This is a genomic window from Pseudomonas sp. SIMBA_067, from assembly GCF_046534675.1.
Classification (GTDB): Bacteria; Pseudomonadota; Gammaproteobacteria; order Pseudomonadales; family Pseudomonadaceae; genus Aquipseudomonas; species Aquipseudomonas putida.
This window is the reverse complement of the sequence record NZ_JAWRYH010000001.1, coordinates 931,324-951,208: the sequence shown is the minus strand read 5'-3', so window position 1 is coordinate 951,208 and position 19,885 is coordinate 931,324. Positions and strand designations below refer to the sequence as shown.

Genomic DNA, 19,885 nt, shown 5'->3' with positions numbered 1-19,885 from the left:
GATAACTCCTTAGGTGATGAACAAAAGGCTGCTTCAGTCGGCCGCGACTGCAAGTTGTCTGGCCAACTCGACCAGCTGACGGCCCTCGGCCATGAGTCTTTCTTCTGGCCACTCTGCAGCAAGGCCCGATGCGGAAAGCGCGTAGACAGTGCCACTGCGCAATGAGCGGATGGGTACTGCCACCGCATTGAGGTGCTCGTGGATCACGCCAATGCTGGTGATGAACCCATGCTGCGCATACTGCGTACACGCCTGGTCGAGCAGGGCGCGCACGCTGGGCATTGCATTAGGGTCATGATGCTCAAGGGCCTCAAGGACTTCGTTGCGCTCATTCGTGTCGTAAGCGGCGAAGCAAGCCCAGCCGGTCGGCGCGGTGGCGAAAGGGCGCCGGGCGCCCACGGGGTCGTTCATGTACACGAAGTCACCATGTGTGCGCTGTATGTACAGCATCGACAGGCCGTCGCGAACGGCCAGCGACATACCCACACGCAGGCTGTCGGTGAGCGCCTGCATATGCGGCAGGGCAATTTTCGGCAGCGACTGCCGCACTAGGGCTGCATAGCCCAAAGCCAGCGCAGGCAAACCGAGCGCCATGCGGTTGTTTTCGCCTGCGCAAACGATGAAGCCCTCTTTGCTGAGGGTATGGCAGAGCCGCCAAATCGTAGGCTGCGGGAGGCCAGTCATGCGCACGATTTCCTGGGGTGTCAGCTCGGGCTTTTCATGGCTGAAGCATCGCAATATCTGAAGCCCGCGGGCCAAGGCGGTGACGTATTGGCGATCTTTCTCGCCCTCGGGTGCTGGGTTTTTCGAAGTTTCTGAACTCATTAACTTGCGCTCGACTGAGATGATCGGAGTATAGTCAAAATTCACTAAGTGGATACAGAATTTGCACAGCGAATAAAAATAGAAGGGAACACAATGACCGTATCTTCCTTGTTTGACCTGCGCGGCAAAGTGGCAATCATCACCGGTTCCAGCCGCGGCTTGGGGCTGGCCAGTGCCAAAGGTATGGCAGAGCATGGCGCCCGGGTAGTGATCTCCGGCCGCAAAGCCGAAGCCTGTGAAACAGCTGCGGCCGAGATTCGGGCGGCGGGCGGTGAAGCGATCGCGGTGCCTTGTAACATCGGCAGCAAGGAAGAGTTACAGCATTTGGTCGACACTGCCATGGCCCAGTGGGGGCGCGTGGATATTGTCATGGCCAATGCCGCGATCCACCCTTGGATTGGCTCGGTGCTGGACTTGCCGGAGGCAACTTTCAACAAATTCATGCAAGTAAACGTGCAGAGCAGTATCTGGCTGGCGCAAATGACCATGCCAGGCATGCTGGAGCGCGGCTACGGGCGTTTCATCGTGGTGGCCTCCGTTGTCGGCCTTTTAGGCGACCCGGTGACCGGCACTTATGGCTTGACCAAGGCAGCGGATATGCAGCTGGTGCGCAACATGGCCAATGAGTTCGCCAGCAAAGGCGTCACTGCCAACTGCATTGCCCCAGGTACCTTCAAGACAGAGATGGCGCGGTCGCAGTGGGAAGACGATGCGATGGTGCAATGGTACCGCGGGCGCAATCCGTCCCAGCGCTTTGGCGAGGTAGAAGAACTGGCGGGCCTGGCCGTATTGCTGGCATCCCCCTCGGGTGGCTACATCAATGGCCAGACGATTGCGGTCGACGGCGGCCATACGATTTCCTTCCGCTGAGCGAGGCTACCCATGAATTTTAAACCCAACGCAAGCAGCGAAGCTTTCCGAGAGGAGGTCCGCACCTTCTTGCGTGAGTACCTGCCTGCCGACATGGCGTGGCGTGGCCAGCAAGGCTACTTGCCGGGCGATGATGACTCGCTGAAGTGGACAAGAATCCTGCATGAGGCCCGCGGTTGGTCGGTGCCTTTCTGGCCGAAGGAGCACGGCGGCACCGACTGGACTGCAGAACAGCGGTACATCTTTGAAGAGGAATGCTACCTGGCCGGTGCGCCATCGCCCAACCAACAAGGCGTGACACTGGTTGGCCCGGTGATCTGCGAGTTTGGCAGTGACGAGCAGAAGCGCCGATTCCTGCCGGCAATACAAAAAGGTGAAGTGTATTGGGTGCAAGGGTTTTCAGAGCCTGAGGCGGGGTCGGACCTTGCTTCGTTGCGCACCACTGCAGTTCGCGACGGCGACCATTACATCGTCAATGGTCAGAAGATCTGGACCAGTAACGCAATTTGGGGGCAGTGGTGTTTCCTGCTCGTGCGCACCGACACTGAAGCCAAGCCGCAAAAAGGCATCTCCTTTTTGCTCGTAGACCTTGCCACGCCAGGGGTGACGGTGCGGCCGATCACCAGCCTGGACGGCTGCAACCACTTGGCCGAGGTGTTCTACGACAACGTTCGGGTGCCTGTAGAGAATCTGGTGGGCGAGGAAAACAAAGGGTGGGGCTACACCAAATTCCTGCTGTTCAACGAGCGCGCGTTTCTCGGTGCCGAAGCGCCGGCGCTCAAGCGATACCTGGCCAAGATTCGCCGCTATGCCTCGCAAGAGCGAGCCGGTACGCTGCCGCTGATTCAGGACCCCACGTTCGCCAACCGCTTGGCCGAATACGAGCTGGAAGTAATGGCGATTGATATGGCTGTCAAACGGGTGTTGCACCTGGGGGTTAGTGAGCAGACCGGAGGCATGGCGATCGGCTCGATGCTGAAGGTACGCGGGTCCGAGCTGCACCAGAAACTGACCGAGATGCTGGTAGAAGTGCTGGGTGACTATGGGGCTGTCTACTACCCAGATCCGAATGAGGACCGCGCGCTGCGCGATCAGCGATTCACGGGCCCAGCGTTCGCGCCGGGCATGGCGGCTGAACTGTTCTATCGCCGGGCTTGTTCCATCTATGGTGGGGCTGCCGAAATACAGCGCAACATCATCGCCAAGGCAATGTTCAATCTTTGAGGGGAGTGGCATGGATTTCAATCTGAGCGATGAGCAGCGCATGCTCCAGGAAAACGCCAGGCGCTTCATGGAGAAGGATTACGCTTTCAGCAGGCGCAAGGCCATTGCCACCAGCGGCGGTTTCGAACCGCAGGTCTGGCGGGAGTTTGCCGAAATGGGCTGGTTGGCCGCAGGCATCCCCGAACCGTTTGGCGGTATAGGCTTCGGCCCCGTGGAGACGGCAATCCTTGCAGAAGAGATGGGGCGGGGTTTGCTGCTCGAGCCGTACTTGCACGGGTGCCTTCTGCCCGCAGCGGTGCTGCAGCATTGCGCTGATGAGGCGCAGCAAGCCGAACTACTGCCCGTGATCGGGTCGGGCGAAGCGCTGATGGCAGTGGCTTGCAGCGAACCTGAATCCCGAGGGGACGTGGCGTGGGTAACAACGACAGCGCAGCGACGGGGTGACGGCTACGACCTGAATGGCCACAAGAGTGCGGTGGTTTGTGCCGCGCAAAGCGATCGGTTGATCGTGGTCGCTCGTACTGCCGGGGAGCCTGCGAGCCTTGATGGCCTGTCACTTTTTCTCCTGGACCGAGATACGCCTGGCATGTCAGTGGAAACGGTACGCCTTCTTGACGGCACACCGGCTGCGGATTTGATCCTCGACAATGCAGTAGTCCCTGCTGATGCCCTGCTGGGTAGGGAAGGCCACGCTTATGTCGGATTGCAACGGGCTATTGATGAGCTGATCGTGCACCAGTGTGCAGAAATCGTAGGTGGGATGGAGGATGTGCTTGCGCTATGCGCCGACTACCTCAAGACCCGAAAGCAGTTTGGGGTGCCGATTGGCAGCTTCCAGGCGCTTCAGCACCGTATGGCTGACATGGCTATCGAAACCATGCAGGCGCGCGCTAGCCTGCATCGGGGCCTGGCTATATTGGCTGGCGATGCCCCAGTGCACGAGCGCAGCGCCCAGATCTCGGGTTGCAAGGCACAGGTCATGCGCAGCGCAAAATTCGTCACCGCGCAGGGTATACAGCTGCATGGCGGCTACGGATTGACGGAGGAGTTCAGGGTTGGTCATCACTACCGCCGCCTTGTGCTGAGCAATGCGTGGTGGGGCGGGTTGGAGTATCACCTGGCGCGCTACGCGCGCTCAATGCAGGGTATGGGTGCTGCTGCATAGTAAGGGCGCAATCGGGGCCTGCCGGTATGCCGGCGGGCCCTTGGCAAGTGCACGAGCGAATCAGTGCTTCAGCTGGCCCGATGCCTCAGCGGCGGTTTCCAGTAGCAATGGCCGCAAATCATTGAGCTTATGCTGCATCCGTTCAGCAGGCGCTGCGATCACCAACGCTGCGGCGACGGTGCCATCCGTGTCAAAGACGGGGGCGGCAATACCGGCTGCGCCCTCGCTGAGCTCACTGATACTGATGGAGATGCCGCTCTCGCGGATTTCCTTGAGCTGTTTCTTGAGTGTGCTGCGATCCGTGACGGTTCTCCAGGTCATCGCCTTGAGCTTGGCAGTGCGCAGGTAACGCTCTTGCGTTTTTTCGTCTTGGTAAGCCAGGAGCAATCGGCCAGGTGCCGTGCAATGCAATGGCCGAGGTGCGCCCAATGGCGATACGTAACGCACAGGGTTCTGCGAATCGATGCCATCGATATGGGTGACCATCTGGGTCTCCATGTCAATGACCGACAGGTAGATGCTTTCGCCAGTCTTACTTGCGAGGTCGTGCAGGTACGGACGCATCATCTTGGAGAAATTCCGAGTGGCCAAGATATTGCCGGCCAGCCGATAGATGAACGGCCCAAGGTGATAGCGGCTGGTTGTGTGGTTAAGGTAACCCTCGGCGACCAGCGGCCGCAGCAACGTCAGCAAGCTGCTCTTGGGAGATTCCAGGGTGCTGCTGAGCTCTGCCAGGGACATCCCGTCCGGGGATTTAGCGAGGACCTCAAAAAGACCAAGAATCCGAGTGACCGATCGAGGGCCCAGCGAAGCTGGCGTTTCAGTGGCGTCCACTTCATCTTCCCTTTTTTTCATGAATTGACCCTTGTGGGTGAAATTGTTGATGCAGCGGGCACTCAGCGGCGCCTTGCAAGTCACGTGCAGTATATCAAATACCGTTCAGTTGTGACCCTCCATTTAGATTAGTGCCGATTTCGCCCTGCGCACCGCTATTTGTCTCGCTTTCAGCATACCGTGTGAGCGGCAAGCCATAACTCAAAGGTACTTAGTAACCTACCTAATGTTTGCGTATGCGAACAACGTTCATTATTATGATTTGCAGCTGAGCTGTTGCGAGCTATCAGCAATGCATGGCCCTGTGCGCTTTTGCAGCGCGCGTACAACGTTATGGAGCAAATCATATGGCGGTAATGGTCGAAGGTAAGGTCGTTCTGGTGACTGGCGCCGGCGGTGGTATCGGGCGTGATATTGCCCTGCTGATGGCGCAGCATGGGGCCAAGGTCGTGGTCAATGATGTCGGCGCTTCTGTGTCGGGCGAGGGCGCAGATGTGGGCCCGGCACAGCGGGTGGTGGACGAGATCATTGCTGCCGGTGGCGAGGCCATGGCCAATACGGACAGTGTCTCGGACCAGGCGGGCGCTGCGCGCATGGTTGAGCAGACGGTGCAACGATTCGGCAGGATCGATTGCGTGGTCAATAATGCGGGCATTCTACGTGACCGGTTCTTCCACAAAATGAGTGCTGAAGAGTTCGACGCGGTGCTCAAGGTTCATTTGTACGGGTCATTCTACGTCAGCCGCGCTGCGGCTAACTATTTCAAGGAGCAGGAGGCGGGCTGCTTCATTCACATGACCTCTACCTCAGGGCTCATCGGCAACCTCGGCCAGGCCAATTACAATGCTGCCAAGCTGGGCATCATGGCCTTGTCCAAATCCATTGCGCTGGACATGGAGCGTTTCAATGTGCGTTCGAACTGTGTCGCGCCCTTTGCCTTCAGTCGCATGATTGGTGCCATCCCCACCGACACCCCAGAGCAGCAGGCGCGGGTCGAGAAAATCAAGCAGATGACACCCGCCAAGATCGCCCCTATCTGCGTCTACCTGGCCAGCGATCAAGCCCAGGCTGTCAATGCGCAGGTGTTTGCCGTGCGCAACAATGAAATCTTCCTGATGAGTCAGCCTCGGCCGATCCGCTCGGTCCAGCGGTCCGAGGGCTGGACGCCTGAATCCTTGGCCGAGCACGGCATGCCCGCCCTCAAGGGCTCGTTCGTACCGGTCGAGCGCTCGGGTGATGTGTTCTCCTGGGACCCTGTTTGAGCCCAGCGTCATGACACTGGCAAGGTCGCTTCGCCTATATTGATGATGCGCCCGGATAGGGGCAGCAAGATGAGGACACCAATGAATCTTTCAAGCTACGAGGCGCTCAAGCTAGAGCGCAATAACGGCATCCTGACGATCACCCTGAATCGGCCGGATACGCTCAATGCCATTGATGATGATATGGATAAAGAGCTGTCGAGGGTGTTCATCGAGGCGGGTCATGATGCCGATACCCGGGTAATCGTTCTGACGGGCGCCGGGCGTGCGTTCAGTGCCGGCGGTGATATCGAAGAAATGCAGAAGGTCATCGACGAGCCTCAGCGCTTTTTCGATAGTATGCGCCGGGGCAAGCAGATCGTTTTTTCAATGCTCGATTGCCAGAAGCCCATCATCGCCAAGATCAATGGCCATGCCATTGGCCTGGGCGCGACCCTGGCGTTGTACTGCGATATCAGCTACGCGGCGTTGCCGGCCAAGATTGGTGACCCACATGTCGCTGTTGGCTTCGTTGCGGGCGACGGTGGGGCAGCGATCTGGCCTCAATTGGTCGGGTTTGCCAAAGCAAAAGAGTACTTGCTCACCGGGGATGCGTTAACCGCCGAGCTTGCCGAAAAAATCGGCCTGATCAATTACGCAGTCGCCCCCGAGGCGCTGGATGATCGGGTTCAGGAAATGGCTACGCGGCTTGCCAACGGCGCAGCTTACGCCATCCAGTGGACCAAGGCGTCCATGAACATTGTGCTCAAGCAAGCGGTGACATCCGTCATCGACGCGTCGCTGGCCTATGAGGCATTGTCGAATTTGACTGAAGATCACCAGGAAGCGGTGAACGCATTCCGTGAAAAGCGCAAGCCAGTCTTCAAAGGGCGGTGAGCGCTGTCAGGCGAATGGGTTTCAAGACAACGGGCCGCATTGCGGCCCTTTGCTCAGTGTGGGAACAGTGTAATTTCCTGTTTCCACGTTACAGCTAGTAGCGTTCGAAGATTGCAGCCAACCCTTGGCCGCCGCCGATGCACATGGTTTCCAGACCGTAGCGTCCTTGGCGTCGCTGCAGCTCATGCAGCAATGTGGTCAACATGCGCACGCCCGTAGCACCAATGGGGTGGCCCAGTGAGATGCCCGACCCATTCACGTTCAGCCGTTCGGTGTCATGCCATTGCCACCCCTTCAGAACCGCCAGCACCTGGCAGGCGAACGCCTCATTCAACTCCACCAGGTCCATCTGCTCCAGGCTCAGGCCAGTCCTTGCCAGCAGCTTGTGCACGGCTGGCACCGGGCCTATGCCCATTTGCGAAGGCTCGCAACCGGCCGCGGCCCAGCCAACCAGAAAGCCCATGGGTTCCAGCCCCAATTCGGCGAGCTTGTCCTCGGCGACCACCAAGCAGGCCGCTGCCGCGTCGTTTTGCTGACTGGAGTTGCCTGCAGTCACGGTGCCGTCACGCACCAGTGTGCGCAATTTGCCCAGGCTTTCCAGGTTGGCATCGGCACGGATACCTTCATCGCGACTGAATAGAAGGGGTTCGCCCTTGCGTTGCGGCACACTGACCGGGACGACTTCGGCTTCGAACCGGCCTTCGGCCCAGGCTTGTGCTGCTCGACGGTGGCTTTCAATCGCGTAGGCATCGCTGGCCTCACGGCTGATGCCATAGCTGCGGGCAAGATTTTCTGCCGTTTCGATCATCCCGGAGATGAAGCCGAAGCGCTCTTCCGGTTGAGAGCGTTCACGCCCACGCTCGAGGCGGTCATGCAGCTTGACCGTCCCAGCCCGTGAGCCCCAGCGCATATCGGTGCTGTAGTACTCGATATTGCTCATGCTCTCGACGCCACCCGCGACCACCACATCAGCAGCGCCGGTTTGTACCATCATGGCGGCACTCAATACCGCCTGCAGTCCGCCGCCGCAGCGCCGGTCCAACTGCATGCCCGGGACTTCGACCGGCAGGCCTGCCTGCAGACCGATCCACCGGCCCACGCAAGGGGTTTCGCTGTTGGCATAGGATTGGGCGAAGACGATATCGTCGATACGCGCGGGGTCCAGGCCGCTTTTGTTCAAAACTGCGTTCACTACATGGGCGCCAAGTACCTCTACGGCAAGTGGCCGCAGGCTACCCCCGAAAGTACCGACGGGGGTTCGCAAGGGGGCGACAATTGCTGCACGTCTCATGGTGGGCTCCTGTTGCCAGCTAAAGGCTGGCGGCGTCTCGTTTCAGTTGTTCGCGAAAATCGGGGTGGGCAATTTCAATCATGCAGCGCGCACGCTGGCTGAGGCTCAAGCCGCGCAGGTCGGCTACGCCGTACTCGGTAACGATCAACCCGGCGTCGCTGCGGGGGGTGCTGACTGGGCCACTGAGTCGGGAAACGATACGGCTGCGCGCTCCGGCAGTGGAGGGTAGGGCAATGACTGGCAGGCCGCCGCGGGACTGTCGTGCCCCGCGCAGGAAGTCGACAGCGCCACCGAGCGCGCCAATGTAGTTGCCACCCACGCTTTCAGCGTTGATTTGCCCGGTCAGGTCAACCTCGATTGCCGAGTTGATGGCCACAAATTGATGTTGAGCCGCGAGGGTTTGCGCGCAATGGGTATAGGCGGTAGAGCGCATGCGGATGGACGGGTTGCCATGAGCAAAGCGATGCAACGCCTCACTGCCCATCAGTACGCCAGCCACCGTGACCCCTTTGTCCAGGCGCTTACGGGAATTGGTAATCACGCCGCGTTGCATGAGCTCGGCTACGCCATCGCCGATAGTTCCCGAATGCACGCCAAGCTCGCGATGACCATGCAGGGCCTGAAGTACGGCTTCCGGCATTGCACCAATCCCCAGTTGGAGGGTGGAGCCGTGCTGGATGCGCTCGGCAACGCGCTGGGCGATGTCGCGCTCTACCGGGCCGGGCGCTATGGCTCGGCTTTGCAGTGGAGGACGGTTGGTGTGCACGATCAGGTCAAGTTCGTTGGCGTGCAGGTAGCGCTCGCCATACGTCCAGGGGCATGCCTGATTCACTTCCGCAATGACCAGCCTGGCCTTCTCCAAGGCAGGTAGAAGGTATTCGTGGGCAAGCCCAAGGCTGTACCGCCCCAATGCGTCCGCGGGAGCCAGTTGCAGCATCAGCACATCCACCTTCAGAAGGCCTTGGCGGATCAGGTTGGGAAACTCGGAATAGTGGCTTGGCAGAATCTGAAGGGCGCCTGCCTTGGCCAGCGCCCTGTTCTCGCCGCTGCCGCAATAGGAGAGGAACTCAATGCAGTCGGCATGCTCGGGGCGACAGGTGTCGCTGTCGGTTATCCCGAGGAAAACGCGAAAATTGCCGATACGCTGACGCTGTTGCATCAATGCGCGGGTCAACGCCAGGGGCTCGGCATTGGCCTGCCCCCACATCACGGTATCTCCGCGCTTCACCAGGCCGCTGAGGTCGGGTGAGTGTTCGCAAGTCAGCAATTCAGTCATGGTCATTTGTCTTGTGAGGGCGGGTCAGTTGGCCGAGACGGGTCATGGCATGGCGCGCATCATCGATGATGTCGTCAAAGATGGCCTCAACAGGCTTGATGGCGTCGGCGAATACCACAGCAGGGCCGTAGTCGAGCATGCCCAGGCGGCTGTCGCCGCTTCTATAGGCCTCGGTTGCAAGGGCGCCAACCACGTGCGGCCGGTACTGCTCGAAGTCGCTGGCCCCAGTGGCATCGAGCGCGGCAACGGCCTTGGCGCTTTCGTTGAGGAGTACCCGGTGATGGTCCCGCAGGCCGGTCTTGACCACGATGCTCTCGGTGCCGTCGCCGCCTACCACCTGGGCTTTATAGGCTTCATGGATTGCCAGTTCCTTGGCCACCAGCATGCGTGAACCCATGAGGATGGCGTCGGCACCCATGGCCAGGGTGGCCGCCAGCTGGCGGCCAGTGCCTATACCCCCGGCAATCACGATCGGTACGCTGAGTTCAGCCGTGGCCTGTGCAGCCTGGACCATGCTGCTGATGCCATGAATGCCGGGGTGACCGCCGCAGTCGTTACCAACCACGATGACCGCATCAACGCCTAGCCGTGCGGCACTGCGCGCATAACGTACGGCGGGTACTTTGTGCAGCACCTTGATGCCTGCGTCGCGCAGTGCCGGTAGCACTGCCTCGGGGCTGGCGCCAGCGGTTTCCACGCACTTCACGCCTTCTTCGATAAGCACCTGTACCTGACGCTCAAGACGTTGGGTTCCGCCGGCCTGGCGAGAGATATACAAGTTGACGCCAAAACCTTGGCCGCCTGTGAGCTGCCGACAGCGTAGCAATTGATCGCGAAACACCTCTGGGTCAGGGAAGCCGGCCGCGACCAGAAACCCCATGCCGCCCGCGTTGACCACCGCAGCTACATACTCGGCGTCTGCAAGTGCCGGGCCCAGGCCGCCACAAAGAATCGGGTGACGAATGCCGAGAAGTTCTGTGATGCGGGTCGTGAACAATGACTCTCGCATTGCTGTTACCTCTGAAATGAAGCGTCCGGCGAGGCTGCCGTGGGCGGATTGAGCGCAAGCGCTGGGTGTGCTTCACGGCTCATGTAGAGGGTGCAGCGGCCGCTGGCCAACAGCGTGCCTGCGCTGTCCAGCACGCGTGCATGCGCCGTACACAGGCGCCCACCCAGATGCACCACGCAACCTTCGACGCGCAGCGCACCGGGTGTGCCTGCGCGATGAAAATCGGTTTGCAGGCTGACGGTGCTGACCCCGCGACCACTGACGCACATCGCCGCGTATCCGCAAGCGACATCGATGAGGCTGGAGATGACGCCTCCGTGCACCCGCTGCAATGCCTCGGTGCCAAGCATCTCTGGACGGCTCGGCAGGTGCAGTTCGATACCGTTCTTGCTGACCCGGTGAACACGAAGTTGCAACCAGGAGCTGAATGCATTGGCGTCGATGACCCGTTGCAGCTGCGTAGATGTCAGGGGGTGCTCTATAGCGTTCATGTGCCGCTGTGCCCTCGGCGCGCTTTCGGAAAAAGCTTGTAATGCAGTGACGAATTCAGATGAATTTATACTGAACATCGTTCACATATCAATACGATTGTTCGCTTGATGGGCATTTTAAGGACGATCGCCAGGTAGGTTCCTAACGGGTTGCTCGCTGAAAAGGCTAAAGCCACGCGGCTTTGAAATTTTCCCATGCCTCCTTGCGTGCCGGAATTATCTGGTCTATTTATGGAACTCCATTCATAAATATGAATTTGCGACTGCCGTACCCTTCCAATAAAAAAGCCAAAATGGGTTATCAATGATGATGAAGGCGATGTCACCGGGGCGCTTGCAGCCCCATTTGCTGGGCGTAGCGATCGCGTGCATGACGGTAGGCCAGGCCCAGGCGTTCGAAGTTGACTTGGGTGATTCCGATTTCCGTCTCCGTTGGGATAACACGGTGCGTTACAACTGGGCCATGCGCTTGCAGGACCAGAGCCATTTGATCGACCGCGCAGGGGGTGGCGCTTACGACCAGAGCAACGCCGCGTTCGACAAATACGACACCATCAGCAACCGTCTTGACTTGCTCAGTGAGATAGACCTGAACTACCAGGGGCGTTACGGTGCCCGTCTGAGTGCAGCGGCCTGGTACGACGAGGCGTACGACGGCAAGAACCCAGCGACAGTCCCCGGTGGCACGAGCTACGTTGACAATCGATTTACCCCTATCGTAAAGCGGTATTACGCAGGCCCTTCCGGCGAGTTTCTTGACGCCTACGTTTATGGCCGCTTTGAGCCCGCAGGGCTCCCGACGGACCTGCGCCTTGGCCAGCATGCGGTAATCTGGGGCGAGGGGTTATTCGGCAGCACTAACGCAGTTTCGTACTCGCAAGCGCCGGCGGACCAGCGCAAAGCGACCGCCAACCCAGGTGCATCGGCCAAAGAAACGGCCTTGCCGATAGACCAGATATCGTTCATGACCCAGGCCAGCGACCAGATTGTCGTGGCAGGCCAGTACCTGTTCGAGTGGGACCCGAATCGTATCCCGGAAGGCGGCACTTACTTTGCGGGGAGCGATGCGATACTCGAAGGCCCCAACGTTGGCCGGGGCAAGGCTATCGAGGGCGACAAGGGGGACTACGGCCTGTCGGTGCGTTATCGACCGGACTGGTTTGATGGCACGCTGGGCCTGTACTACCGCCGTTTCGATGAAAAGTCTGCGTGGGTCTCCCAGCGTGACTTCGCCACTGGTCTGGTGCACGCCGTCTACGCCAAGGATATCAAGCTCTATGGCCTGAGCGTCAGCAGCAACATCGGGGGTACGTCGGTCGGCGCTGAGTTGTCCTATCGCGAGAACATGCCGCTCAACTCCAGTGGTGCCGCTGCTGACCAGGCTCATCGCCTGGAGGGCGCGCGCGGCTCTACGTGGCATGCCTTGGTCAATGCCGTGCAGACCTATGGTGATAGCGCGCTCTTCGATTCGGCCAGCCTTTCCGGTGAACTGGCCTGGGCCAAGCTGGACAAGGTCACTGACAACCGCAGCGCCTACCGCGCCAAGGGTTACAACGCCGGCTGCGGCAGCAACGCCAAGATGCTCGGTTGTTCCGATGATGAGTTTTACTCTGTCGCGGTGGCCTTTACCCCGACATGGGTCCAGGTGTTCCCCAGCATCGATCTCAAGCTGCCGATTTTTCTTTCTAGAAACCTCAGTGGCAACGCCCCTACCAATGGCGGTGGCAGCGAAGGGTTCACCACCGCCAAGGTGGGTATTTCTGCAGAAGCCTATTCACGCCATTTCGTAGACCTCGCCGTTACCTATTACGACCAGAAGAAAAGTGACTCGGACAACCTGATTCTTGGGGCGCCGTACCTGGACAAGGCGTGGGTGTCGTTGACCTACCAGACGACCTTCTGACCTGCCGATATTCACCACGAGGCAAATCCATGTTTAGAAAAATGTTTGTAGCTTGCGCACTGGCAGGCCTGAGCAGCAGTGCCCTGGCAGCAGTCAGTGCTGATGAGGCGGCCCAACTGGGCAAGACCCTGACCTTGTTCGGATCTCAAGCCCAAGCCAGTGCCGACGGGAAAATACCCGCCTACGATGGCGGCCTGCCGACCACCACCAATCCGCCAGGCTTTGTAAAAGACAGCGGCAAATGGGTGAATCCGTACGCTGCAGAGAAGCCGATATACGTCATCACGGCAAAAAACATGGCCGAATACGCGGACAAACTGTCGGAAGGCACCAAAGAAATGCTGCGGCGTCAGCCCAGCTATCGTCTGGACGTCTATCCCACACACCGCAGCGTCAGTTACCCACAATTCATTCTCGACAAGACCCGCAACAATGCGACCCAGGCCACTCTGACCAAAGGCGGGGATGCCCTTGAAGGCGCCATTGGCGGCATTCCTTTCCCGATCCCCAAAACCGGCCAGGAGGTCATGTGGAACCACATGGCCAGGTACAGCGGGCTCGCGGTCGAAGATCACATGCGCAACTTCTACGTCGACAGCAACGGCAAATTGATCAATTCGGGTGAAATCAAGCTATCGCGCAACTTTGCGTTTCATAACCCGGAGGCAACCGCTGAGTCGGTCAAGAAGAACGATTCGTTCATCTTTCAAAACGCCTACCACTTTACCGGGCCGGCCCGCAGCGTCGGTGATGCGACCATGTATTACGACACGATAGACATGGTCGACATGCCCCGGCGGGCCTACACCTACTCGGCCAGCACGCGCCGGGTGCGCTTGAGCCCGGACATCGCCTACGACACGCCAATTGCGTCACAAGGTGGTGTGACCACCTATGACGACGCCGAGCTGTACACCGGGCGTCTTGACCGTTTCGACTGGAAGCTGGTGGGTAAGCGTGAGCTGTACATCCCTTACAACACCTATGACCTCAGCTTCAATGTCGGCTCTGACAAGTCCCTCACGCCCAAGCACGTGAACCCCGACCATGTGCGCTGGGAGCTGCACCGGGTGTGGGTGGTGGAAGGTACCCTCAAACCCGGTGTACGGCATGTGTACAGCAAGCGGGTGTACTACTTCGACGAGGACTGGTCAGGCGCAGGGGTAACTGACGAATACGATGGGTCGGGCAAGCTCTACAAATCGATGCAGCAGGGGATGAGCCAGCTGTATGACAAGCAGGCGCCCATGTCGCGTACCTATTGGGCGTATGACTTTGCCACTGGGGCTTACTCTTTTTCCCAGCACTATGCCGACCTGAAGTTTGGCTGGCGGGTGATGGATAAGCTCCACCCGCGCTCGACTTTCACGCCAGAAGCCTTGCAGGCCCGCAGCGGCCGCTAATCATCGGCGATCGCCCCTGGCGCAGTGGCGCTCGGGGCCACCTACAAGGAGTGGCCGATGTCACTGATACAACGAAATCTGGTGCTCGTTGCCGGGCTGTTGTTGAGTGTCGCTTGCGCAGCGGCAGCCCAGTTCCGCGACCCGCTGGACATTCCAGCCCGCCCCAGCACGCTTGCCCAATACAGCATGCTCACCGCTATCGCCCAAACGCCCGGGGGGCGTTGGGTGGCAGTGGGCCGCCGTGGTCACGCGTTATATTCCGACGACGGCACTACATGGCATCAGGCCGAGGTGCCGGTCTCTGTAGACCTTGTTGCCGTGCACTTCCCCACACCGGATCAGGGCTGGGCGGTTGGGCATGGAGGCGTCATCCTGCACTCAGCCGATGGCGGCAAGACTTGGCTCAAGCAGTTGGATGGGCGGGCACTGGCAGACCTGTTGATCGCGTACTGGAAGCCGCTTGCCGCGAAGGCTGATGAAAGTGATGCCGGTCCGTCATTAGCACTGTTGGACGCCGAGCGCTTCAAGGTGGAAGGGCCAGGCCGGCCGTTTCTGGACGTGCGCTTTAAAGACGCCCTGAGCGGATACGCAGTCGGCGCCTACAACCTGCTGCTCGCAACCGAAAATGGTGGGCAAAGCTGGCAGGTGCTCTCTGACAAGACCGACAACCCAGGCGGATTGCACTTCAATGCGGTCCGGTTGGGTGAAGCAGGGCAAGTCTACCTGGCGGGGGAACAAGGGCTGCTGTTGCAAAAAAATCTCCAGACCGGGCGATTCGACTCCCTCTCGACACCCTACAGCGGCACCTGGTTCGGCATGCTCGAACAGGGTAGCCGCCTGCTGCTATTTGGCCTGCGCGGCAATGTGTATGTCAGCCATGACCAGGGCCAGCACTGGCGCAAGGCAAATACCGGAACTGACAACACGATTACAGCCGCGACCTCGACGAAGGATATGCAGGTGGTGCTGGTGACTCAGGCCGGCGAAGTACTGATGAGTGAGGACAGCGCTGCGGAGCGCTTTCGGCCGATCGTCAACCCAAGAGCCATGCCGTTGTATGGCGTAGCCCCAGCGGGCAAAGCTGCCGTGATCGCTGTGGGTGCTGGTGGGGTAGTGAATCTCGAACTTGGACGTCAGTGAGGAATACCCGCATGACCATTTTCCAAGACAGCGGCGCCGGCGATCGGCCTGCAGTCAGTGAGGCTGCGCAGTTCGATCCGTATTCAGGCAGCTACCTGGAGCAACTGCTGTTCAATCACCGCTTGTTCATCATGCTGGCGTGCGCCTTCCTGACGGTGTGGTCTGCCTTCCAAACCAGCAAACTGCAAGTGAATGCTGGTTTCGAGGAGATCATTCCGCAGTCCCACCCCTATATCCGTAACTACCTTGAAAACAAGGCGGACCTGCGCGGGCTGGGTAACAACCTTCGCGTTGTGGTCGAAAACACCCAGGGTGACATTTATGACCCTGAGTACCTCGAGGCGCTGAAGCAGGTCAATGATGCACTGTTCCTCATGCCTGGGGTAAATCGCTCTTTCGTCAAGTCAATCTGGATGCCGGTGGTACGCTGGACCGAGGTGACCGAAGAGGGCTTTCGTGGCGGCCCGGTGATGCCGGACACCTATGACGGCTCCGCTCGGGCCATCAATGAGCTACGCACCAATGTCAGCCGTGCTGGGTTACGGGCCAACCTGATAGCCAACGACCAACGCTCGGCAATGATCATTGCGCCGCTGCTGGAGCGTTATGCTGACACCGGCAAGCCGATCAACTACGGCACGCTACACGGCCAGCTCGAAGCGGTGCGAGCGTTGCAAGATTCCGCTCTGCCAGACAAACCCGGGAAGATTCGCATCCATATCGTCGGCTTCGGCAAGTTGGCGGGCGACCTGATCGCGGGCTTGTACCAGGTCATGATGTACTTCGCTGTCGCAGCGCTGGTCACGATCGTGATCCTTTACTGTTATACCCGGTGCGTGCGCAGCACCCTGTTGGTGGTTGCCTGCTCACTCGTGGCGGTTGTCTGGCAGCTGGGCATGGTGCGGGCTTTGGGCTATTCACTTGACCCTTATTCGGTGCTGGTGCCATTCCTGGTGTTTGCCATTGGCATTTCCCATGGCGCCCAAAAGATGAATGGCATCATGCAAGACATCGCCAGAGGAACGGACAAGTATGTCGCCGCACGCTTTACTTTCCGTCGCCTGTTTCTGGCCGGTTTGACGGCTCTGGTCGCTGACGCGGTTGGCTTTGGGGTGCTCATGATCATTGACATCCCTGTCATCAAATCGTTGGCGCTGACAGCAAGCATTGGCGTGGCAGTGCTGGTGTTCACCAACCTTATCTTGCTGCCAATCCTCCTGTCGTACCTGGGCGTGGGGGCTAACGCCGCGCACCGCAGCCATGAGTCGAGTCAGAACCCGCCGGGAGCCTGGGACGTCCTTGTACGCTTCACCGAGCCCAAGTGGGCGCTCATGGCTATCGGCATTGCCATGGCGTTGGCGGCCGCGGGCTTTGTCATCAGCTTGCAACTGCAGATAGGTGACCTGGACGCAGGGGCTCCGGAGCTTCGGCCCGATGCACGTTATAACCAGGATTCGGCATTCATTACGGGCCACTACGGGCTTTCCAGTGACCAGTTTGCGGTCATGGTAAAGACGCCGCCCGGCGGCTGCGAAGCATGGCAGACACAGATGGAGGTTGACCGCCTGGAGTGGGCGCTGCAGCAGGTGCCGGGCGTGCAAAGCACGGTGTCGCTGGCGGGCGCTGTCAGCCGGCTGTCTTCGGCGCTTTTCGAAGCATCACCGAAGTGGATCACCATCAGCCATAACCAGGCCTTGGTCAACACCTCCGTGCTGCGTGCGCAGGAGGCCAACCCGGACCTGGTCAACTCGGACTGTTCGCTGGTGCCCGTTATCGCTTACCTGGCTGACCACAAGGCGCAGACCCTTGCTCGGGTCCTGGCTGCGGTGGAGGCCTTTGCCCGTGAGCATGATTCCGATCAGCTGAAATTCTTGCCGGCTGCAGGTTCCGCGGGCATTGACGCGGTGACCAATATCGTCGTGCGTGACGCCAACCGCACCATGCTGCTGTTTGTTTACCTGGCGGTTGCCGCTCTGTGCTTCATCACCTTCCGCAGTTGGAGAGCGGTTGTGGTGGCGCTGGTGCCACTGGTGGTGACGTCGATCCTGTGCGAGGCGCTGATGGTGGCACTGGGCATTGGGGTAAAGGTAGCGACGCTGCCGGTCATTGCCTTGGGCGTCGGTATCGGGGTCGACTACGCACTGTATCTGCTCAGTGTGCAATTGGCACAGCAGCGCAACGGGGTGCCACTTGCAGAAGCCTACAGGCGTGCCTTGCTGTTCACCGGCAAGGTAGTAGCACTGGTAGGCATCACCCTTGCTGCAGGTGTCATCACCTGGGCCTGGTCACCCATCAAGTTCCAGGCAGATATGGGCATCCTGCTGACCTTCATGTTCCTCTGGAACATGCTGGGTGCGCTGGTACTCATTCCTGCCTTGTCCTGCTTCCTGCTGCGGAGTACTGCACGATGAAATTGGAAACGCCTGCTTTGGCAGCCAATCTGCAACCATTCCCTCGGCACACGACCGCGTGGTACATGACTGCGGTCTTGTTCCTGCTTTATTGGTTGTCACTACTGGACCGGCTGGTTATCTCGTTGCTGGTGGACCCGATCCGACGGGACCTAGGCATCACCGACTTTGAACTGTCGCTGTTGCAAGGATTCGCTTTCGGCCTGTTTTATGCCGTCTGCGGGTTGCCGCTGGGTTGGTTGGTCGACCGCTTCAGCCGCCGCTGGGTCATTTTTGGTGGGGTAACGATATGGACGCTTTCAACCACCTTCTGCGGCTTGGCGCATAACTACTGGCAACTGTTCCTGGCGCGTATTGGCGTGGGGGCGGGGGAGGCCGCGTTAAGCCCTGCTGCCTATTCGCTCATGGCTGACAGTTTTCCCGCGCACCGGCTGACAACTGCCCTGGCGGTATATTCACTGGGCTCGCTGTTTGGAACAGGCATGGCCTACCTGATGGGTGGCGTGATCGTCGGCTTGGTGGCAGAGCACGAGTCGGTACTGCTGCCTATCGTGGGTGAGGTTCGTTCCTGGCAGATGGTGTTCATTACCATTGGGTTGCCGGGCGTATTGCTGGGTTTACTGGTATTCACTTTCCGCGAGCCGGCCAGGCGCACAACGTTGCCAGTTCGGCCTTCCACCGCGCTCGCAACTGCCATGTTCGGGGAGGTGTTCGCCCATGTACGCCGGCACGCGCGGTTTTTCTTCTGTCACCATATCGGTTACACCCTCTGTGTAATGGCCGTTGCCGGGCTGGCGTTGTGGGCGCCTTCCTACTTGCATCGCGCGTTTGCCTGGAAGCCTGCTCAGATTGGTGTGTGGCTTGGGGTGGTAGGCACTCTGGGTGGGGTAATGGGTGCTGTGGGATGCGGACAGCTCATCGACCGACAGATCGCGCGCGGGCGTTTGGACGCACATATGCGCTTGTTCTGTTTCACATCGCTGGTGAGCGTGCCCATCGCAGTCGTCGGGGTGCTGTGGCACGATCCTTACGTGTTCCTGGCCGCGTTTTTTATCATCCAGATACTGGTGAGCCCGATCATGGGAATCTCAGCAGCGGCATTGCAAATTGCCACACCCGCTGAGTTGCGTGGGCGTTTGTCATCTGTCTATCTGTTTGTGATGATTTTGCTAGGGATTGGGGCTGGGCCGTCGGTGGTCGCGGCTTTCACTGACTTCATCTTCAAAGACGATAGCAAGGTGGGGTACTCACTGGCATTGATCTTTGCCTTGGCGTTGCCTCTGGCCGCGCTGGCCTTGCACCTGGGCAGGCCGGCGATGCGTCTGGCGGTGAAGGAAAACATGGTGCGCTAGTGTGTACGGAAGTCGCCGAGCGGCATCAAAAAAAGAGGCGTCATACTGCACGCCTCTTGAAGGGGTCCATCGAAGGGGTATTGTTTAGCGATGCGCGATGATGCTCACGGCGCATCATCGCCAGGCAGGTTAACGAATTTGAAGATACCGCTGGCAGTCGCTACCAGCCTTTCCTCGTCGTCAACCAGATCACCCTCGCAAAACGCTAACGTCTTGCTGGCGTAGCGCAGCTTGCCACGGGCTGACAGTCGACCGCCGCTGCCGCCCCCAGGGCGCAGGAAGTTGGTTTTCATTTCCACCGTGACGCATGAACGTTTTTGGCCATCAGTGGTACGCGCTGCAGCCGCCATGGCCATGTCTAGCAAGGTCATCATCAGCCCGCCATGTGCCTGAGCGGCGCCGTTGAGGTGCTTTTGCTCAAGTTCGACAACCAGGCAAGGTGGCTCTGGCTCTGGTTCGACAAGGATATCCAGATGGTCCAGAAAGGGCACCTCGACGCGGTATTCAGCATACCGAACTGCCTTGGTGGGGAGCGAACGGTGCTTGGTCATGG

At 59.4% G+C, this 19,885-nt stretch carries 17 protein-coding genes; 10 read left to right on the top strand and 7 right to left on the bottom strand.

From position 1 onward, the window contains the following. Window positions 1-33: 33 nt before the first annotated feature. Window positions 34-870, bottom strand: a complete 837-nt coding sequence (locus tag SB765_RS04375; protein WP_341798468.1) for an IclR family transcriptional regulator — start codon at window positions 868-870, stop codon at window positions 34-36. Window positions 871-918: 48 nt separating this feature from the next. On the opposite strand from SB765_RS04375, the gene SB765_RS04370 reads away from it, so the two are divergent. The 3 genes from SB765_RS04370 to SB765_RS04360 are packed head-to-tail and all read left to right on the top strand — an operon-like array spanning window position 919 to window position 4,084. Continuing rightward, window positions 919-1,695: an SDR family NAD(P)-dependent oxidoreductase gene (locus SB765_RS04370; RefSeq protein WP_341798469.1), complete on the top strand. Its 777-nt coding sequence runs from the start codon at window positions 919-921 to the stop codon at window positions 1,693-1,695. A 12-nt stretch (window positions 1,696-1,707) separates the two neighbouring features. Then, complete coding sequence (locus SB765_RS04365; protein WP_410910226.1) at window positions 1,708-2,919, top strand: acyl-CoA dehydrogenase family protein; 1,212 nt, start codon at window positions 1,708-1,710, stop codon at window positions 2,917-2,919. Window positions 2,920-2,929: 10 nt separating this feature from the next. Then, entirely contained in the window at window positions 2,930-4,084 is a 1,155-nt protein-coding gene (locus tag SB765_RS04360) for an acyl-CoA dehydrogenase family protein (RefSeq protein ID WP_410930983.1), read from the top strand. A gap of 60 nt (window positions 4,085-4,144) precedes the next feature. Here the strand turns inward: SB765_RS04360 and SB765_RS04355 are convergent, their stop codons facing one another. Then, a complete protein-coding gene (locus SB765_RS04355; RefSeq protein WP_341798472.1) occupies window positions 4,145-4,939 on the bottom strand; it encodes an IclR family transcriptional regulator in 795 nt (264 codons plus the stop codon). A 326-nt stretch (window positions 4,940-5,265) separates the two neighbouring features. Between SB765_RS04355 and SB765_RS04350 the strand changes: the two genes are divergently transcribed. Continuing rightward, window positions 5,266-6,180, top strand: coding sequence for an SDR family oxidoreductase (locus SB765_RS04350; protein ID WP_400733350.1), 915 nt, complete (start codon window positions 5,266-5,268; stop codon window positions 6,178-6,180). A gap of 81 nt (window positions 6,181-6,261) precedes the next feature. Then, window positions 6,262-7,056 carry an enoyl-CoA hydratase/isomerase family protein gene (locus tag SB765_RS04345; protein ID WP_341798474.1) on the top strand — a complete coding sequence of 265 codons (795 nt, stop codon included), beginning with the start codon at window positions 6,262-6,264 and terminating at the stop codon, window positions 7,054-7,056. A gap of 94 nt (window positions 7,057-7,150) precedes the next feature. Here the strand turns inward: SB765_RS04345 and SB765_RS04340 are convergent, their stop codons facing one another. Genes SB765_RS04340 through SB765_RS04325 form a run of 4 tightly spaced genes read right to left on the bottom strand, consistent with a single transcriptional unit; the run spans window position 7,151 to window position 11,123 of the window. Then, window positions 7,151-8,347, bottom strand: a complete 1,197-nt coding sequence (locus SB765_RS04340) for an acetyl-CoA C-acetyltransferase (protein ID WP_341798475.1) — start codon at window positions 8,345-8,347, stop codon at window positions 7,151-7,153. 19 nt (window positions 8,348-8,366) lie between these two features. Next, entirely contained in the window at window positions 8,367-9,623 is a 1,257-nt protein-coding gene (locus SB765_RS04335) for an acetyl-CoA hydrolase/transferase family protein (protein WP_410930982.1), read from the bottom strand. Further along, window positions 9,616-10,632 (bottom strand): NAD(P)H-dependent flavin oxidoreductase, encoded by a 1,017-nt coding sequence (locus SB765_RS04330; protein WP_410930981.1) that lies wholly within the window; start codon window positions 10,630-10,632, stop codon window positions 9,616-9,618. Before SB765_RS04330 ends, SB765_RS04335 begins: the two co-directional genes overlap by 8 nt. Before the next feature lie 5 nt (window positions 10,633-10,637). After that, window positions 10,638-11,123 (bottom strand): PaaI family thioesterase, encoded by a 486-nt coding sequence (locus tag SB765_RS04325; protein WP_341798478.1) that lies wholly within the window; start codon window positions 11,121-11,123, stop codon window positions 10,638-10,640. Window positions 11,124-11,427: 304 nt separating this feature from the next. Between SB765_RS04325 and SB765_RS04320 the strand changes: the two genes are divergently transcribed. Genes SB765_RS04320 through SB765_RS04300 form a run of 5 tightly spaced genes read left to right on the top strand, consistent with a single transcriptional unit; the run spans window position 11,428 to window position 19,332 of the window. Then, window positions 11,428-13,026, top strand: coding sequence for a DUF1302 domain-containing protein (locus SB765_RS04320; RefSeq protein WP_410930980.1), 1,599 nt, complete (start codon window positions 11,428-11,430; stop codon window positions 13,024-13,026). Window positions 13,027-13,055: 29 nt separating this feature from the next. Then, on the top strand, window positions 13,056-14,429 hold the full coding sequence (locus SB765_RS04315; RefSeq protein WP_341798479.1) for a DUF1329 domain-containing protein: 1,374 nt from the start codon (window positions 13,056-13,058) through the stop codon (window positions 14,427-14,429). A 57-nt stretch (window positions 14,430-14,486) separates the two neighbouring features. Further along, a complete protein-coding gene (locus tag SB765_RS04310; RefSeq protein WP_410930979.1) occupies window positions 14,487-15,569 on the top strand; it encodes a WD40/YVTN/BNR-like repeat-containing protein in 1,083 nt (360 codons plus the stop codon). A gap of 11 nt (window positions 15,570-15,580) precedes the next feature. Continuing rightward, the gene (locus SB765_RS04305) at window positions 15,581-17,980 is read left to right on the top strand and encodes an efflux RND transporter permease subunit (RefSeq protein WP_410930978.1); all 2,400 of its coding nucleotides are present in this window, start codon (window positions 15,581-15,583) and stop codon (window positions 17,978-17,980) included. Then, on the top strand, window positions 17,977-19,332 hold the full coding sequence (locus SB765_RS04300) for an MFS transporter (protein WP_410930977.1): 1,356 nt from the start codon (window positions 17,977-17,979) through the stop codon (window positions 19,330-19,332). The genes SB765_RS04305 and SB765_RS04300 overlap by 4 nt, the downstream gene beginning before the upstream one ends. 104 nt (window positions 19,333-19,436) lie before the next feature. On the opposite strand, the gene SB765_RS04295 is transcribed toward SB765_RS04300, so the two are convergent. Then, entirely contained in the window at window positions 19,437-19,883 is a 447-nt protein-coding gene (locus tag SB765_RS04295) for a PaaI family thioesterase (RefSeq protein WP_410910233.1), read from the bottom strand. Window positions 19,884-19,885 lie beyond the last annotated feature (2 nt).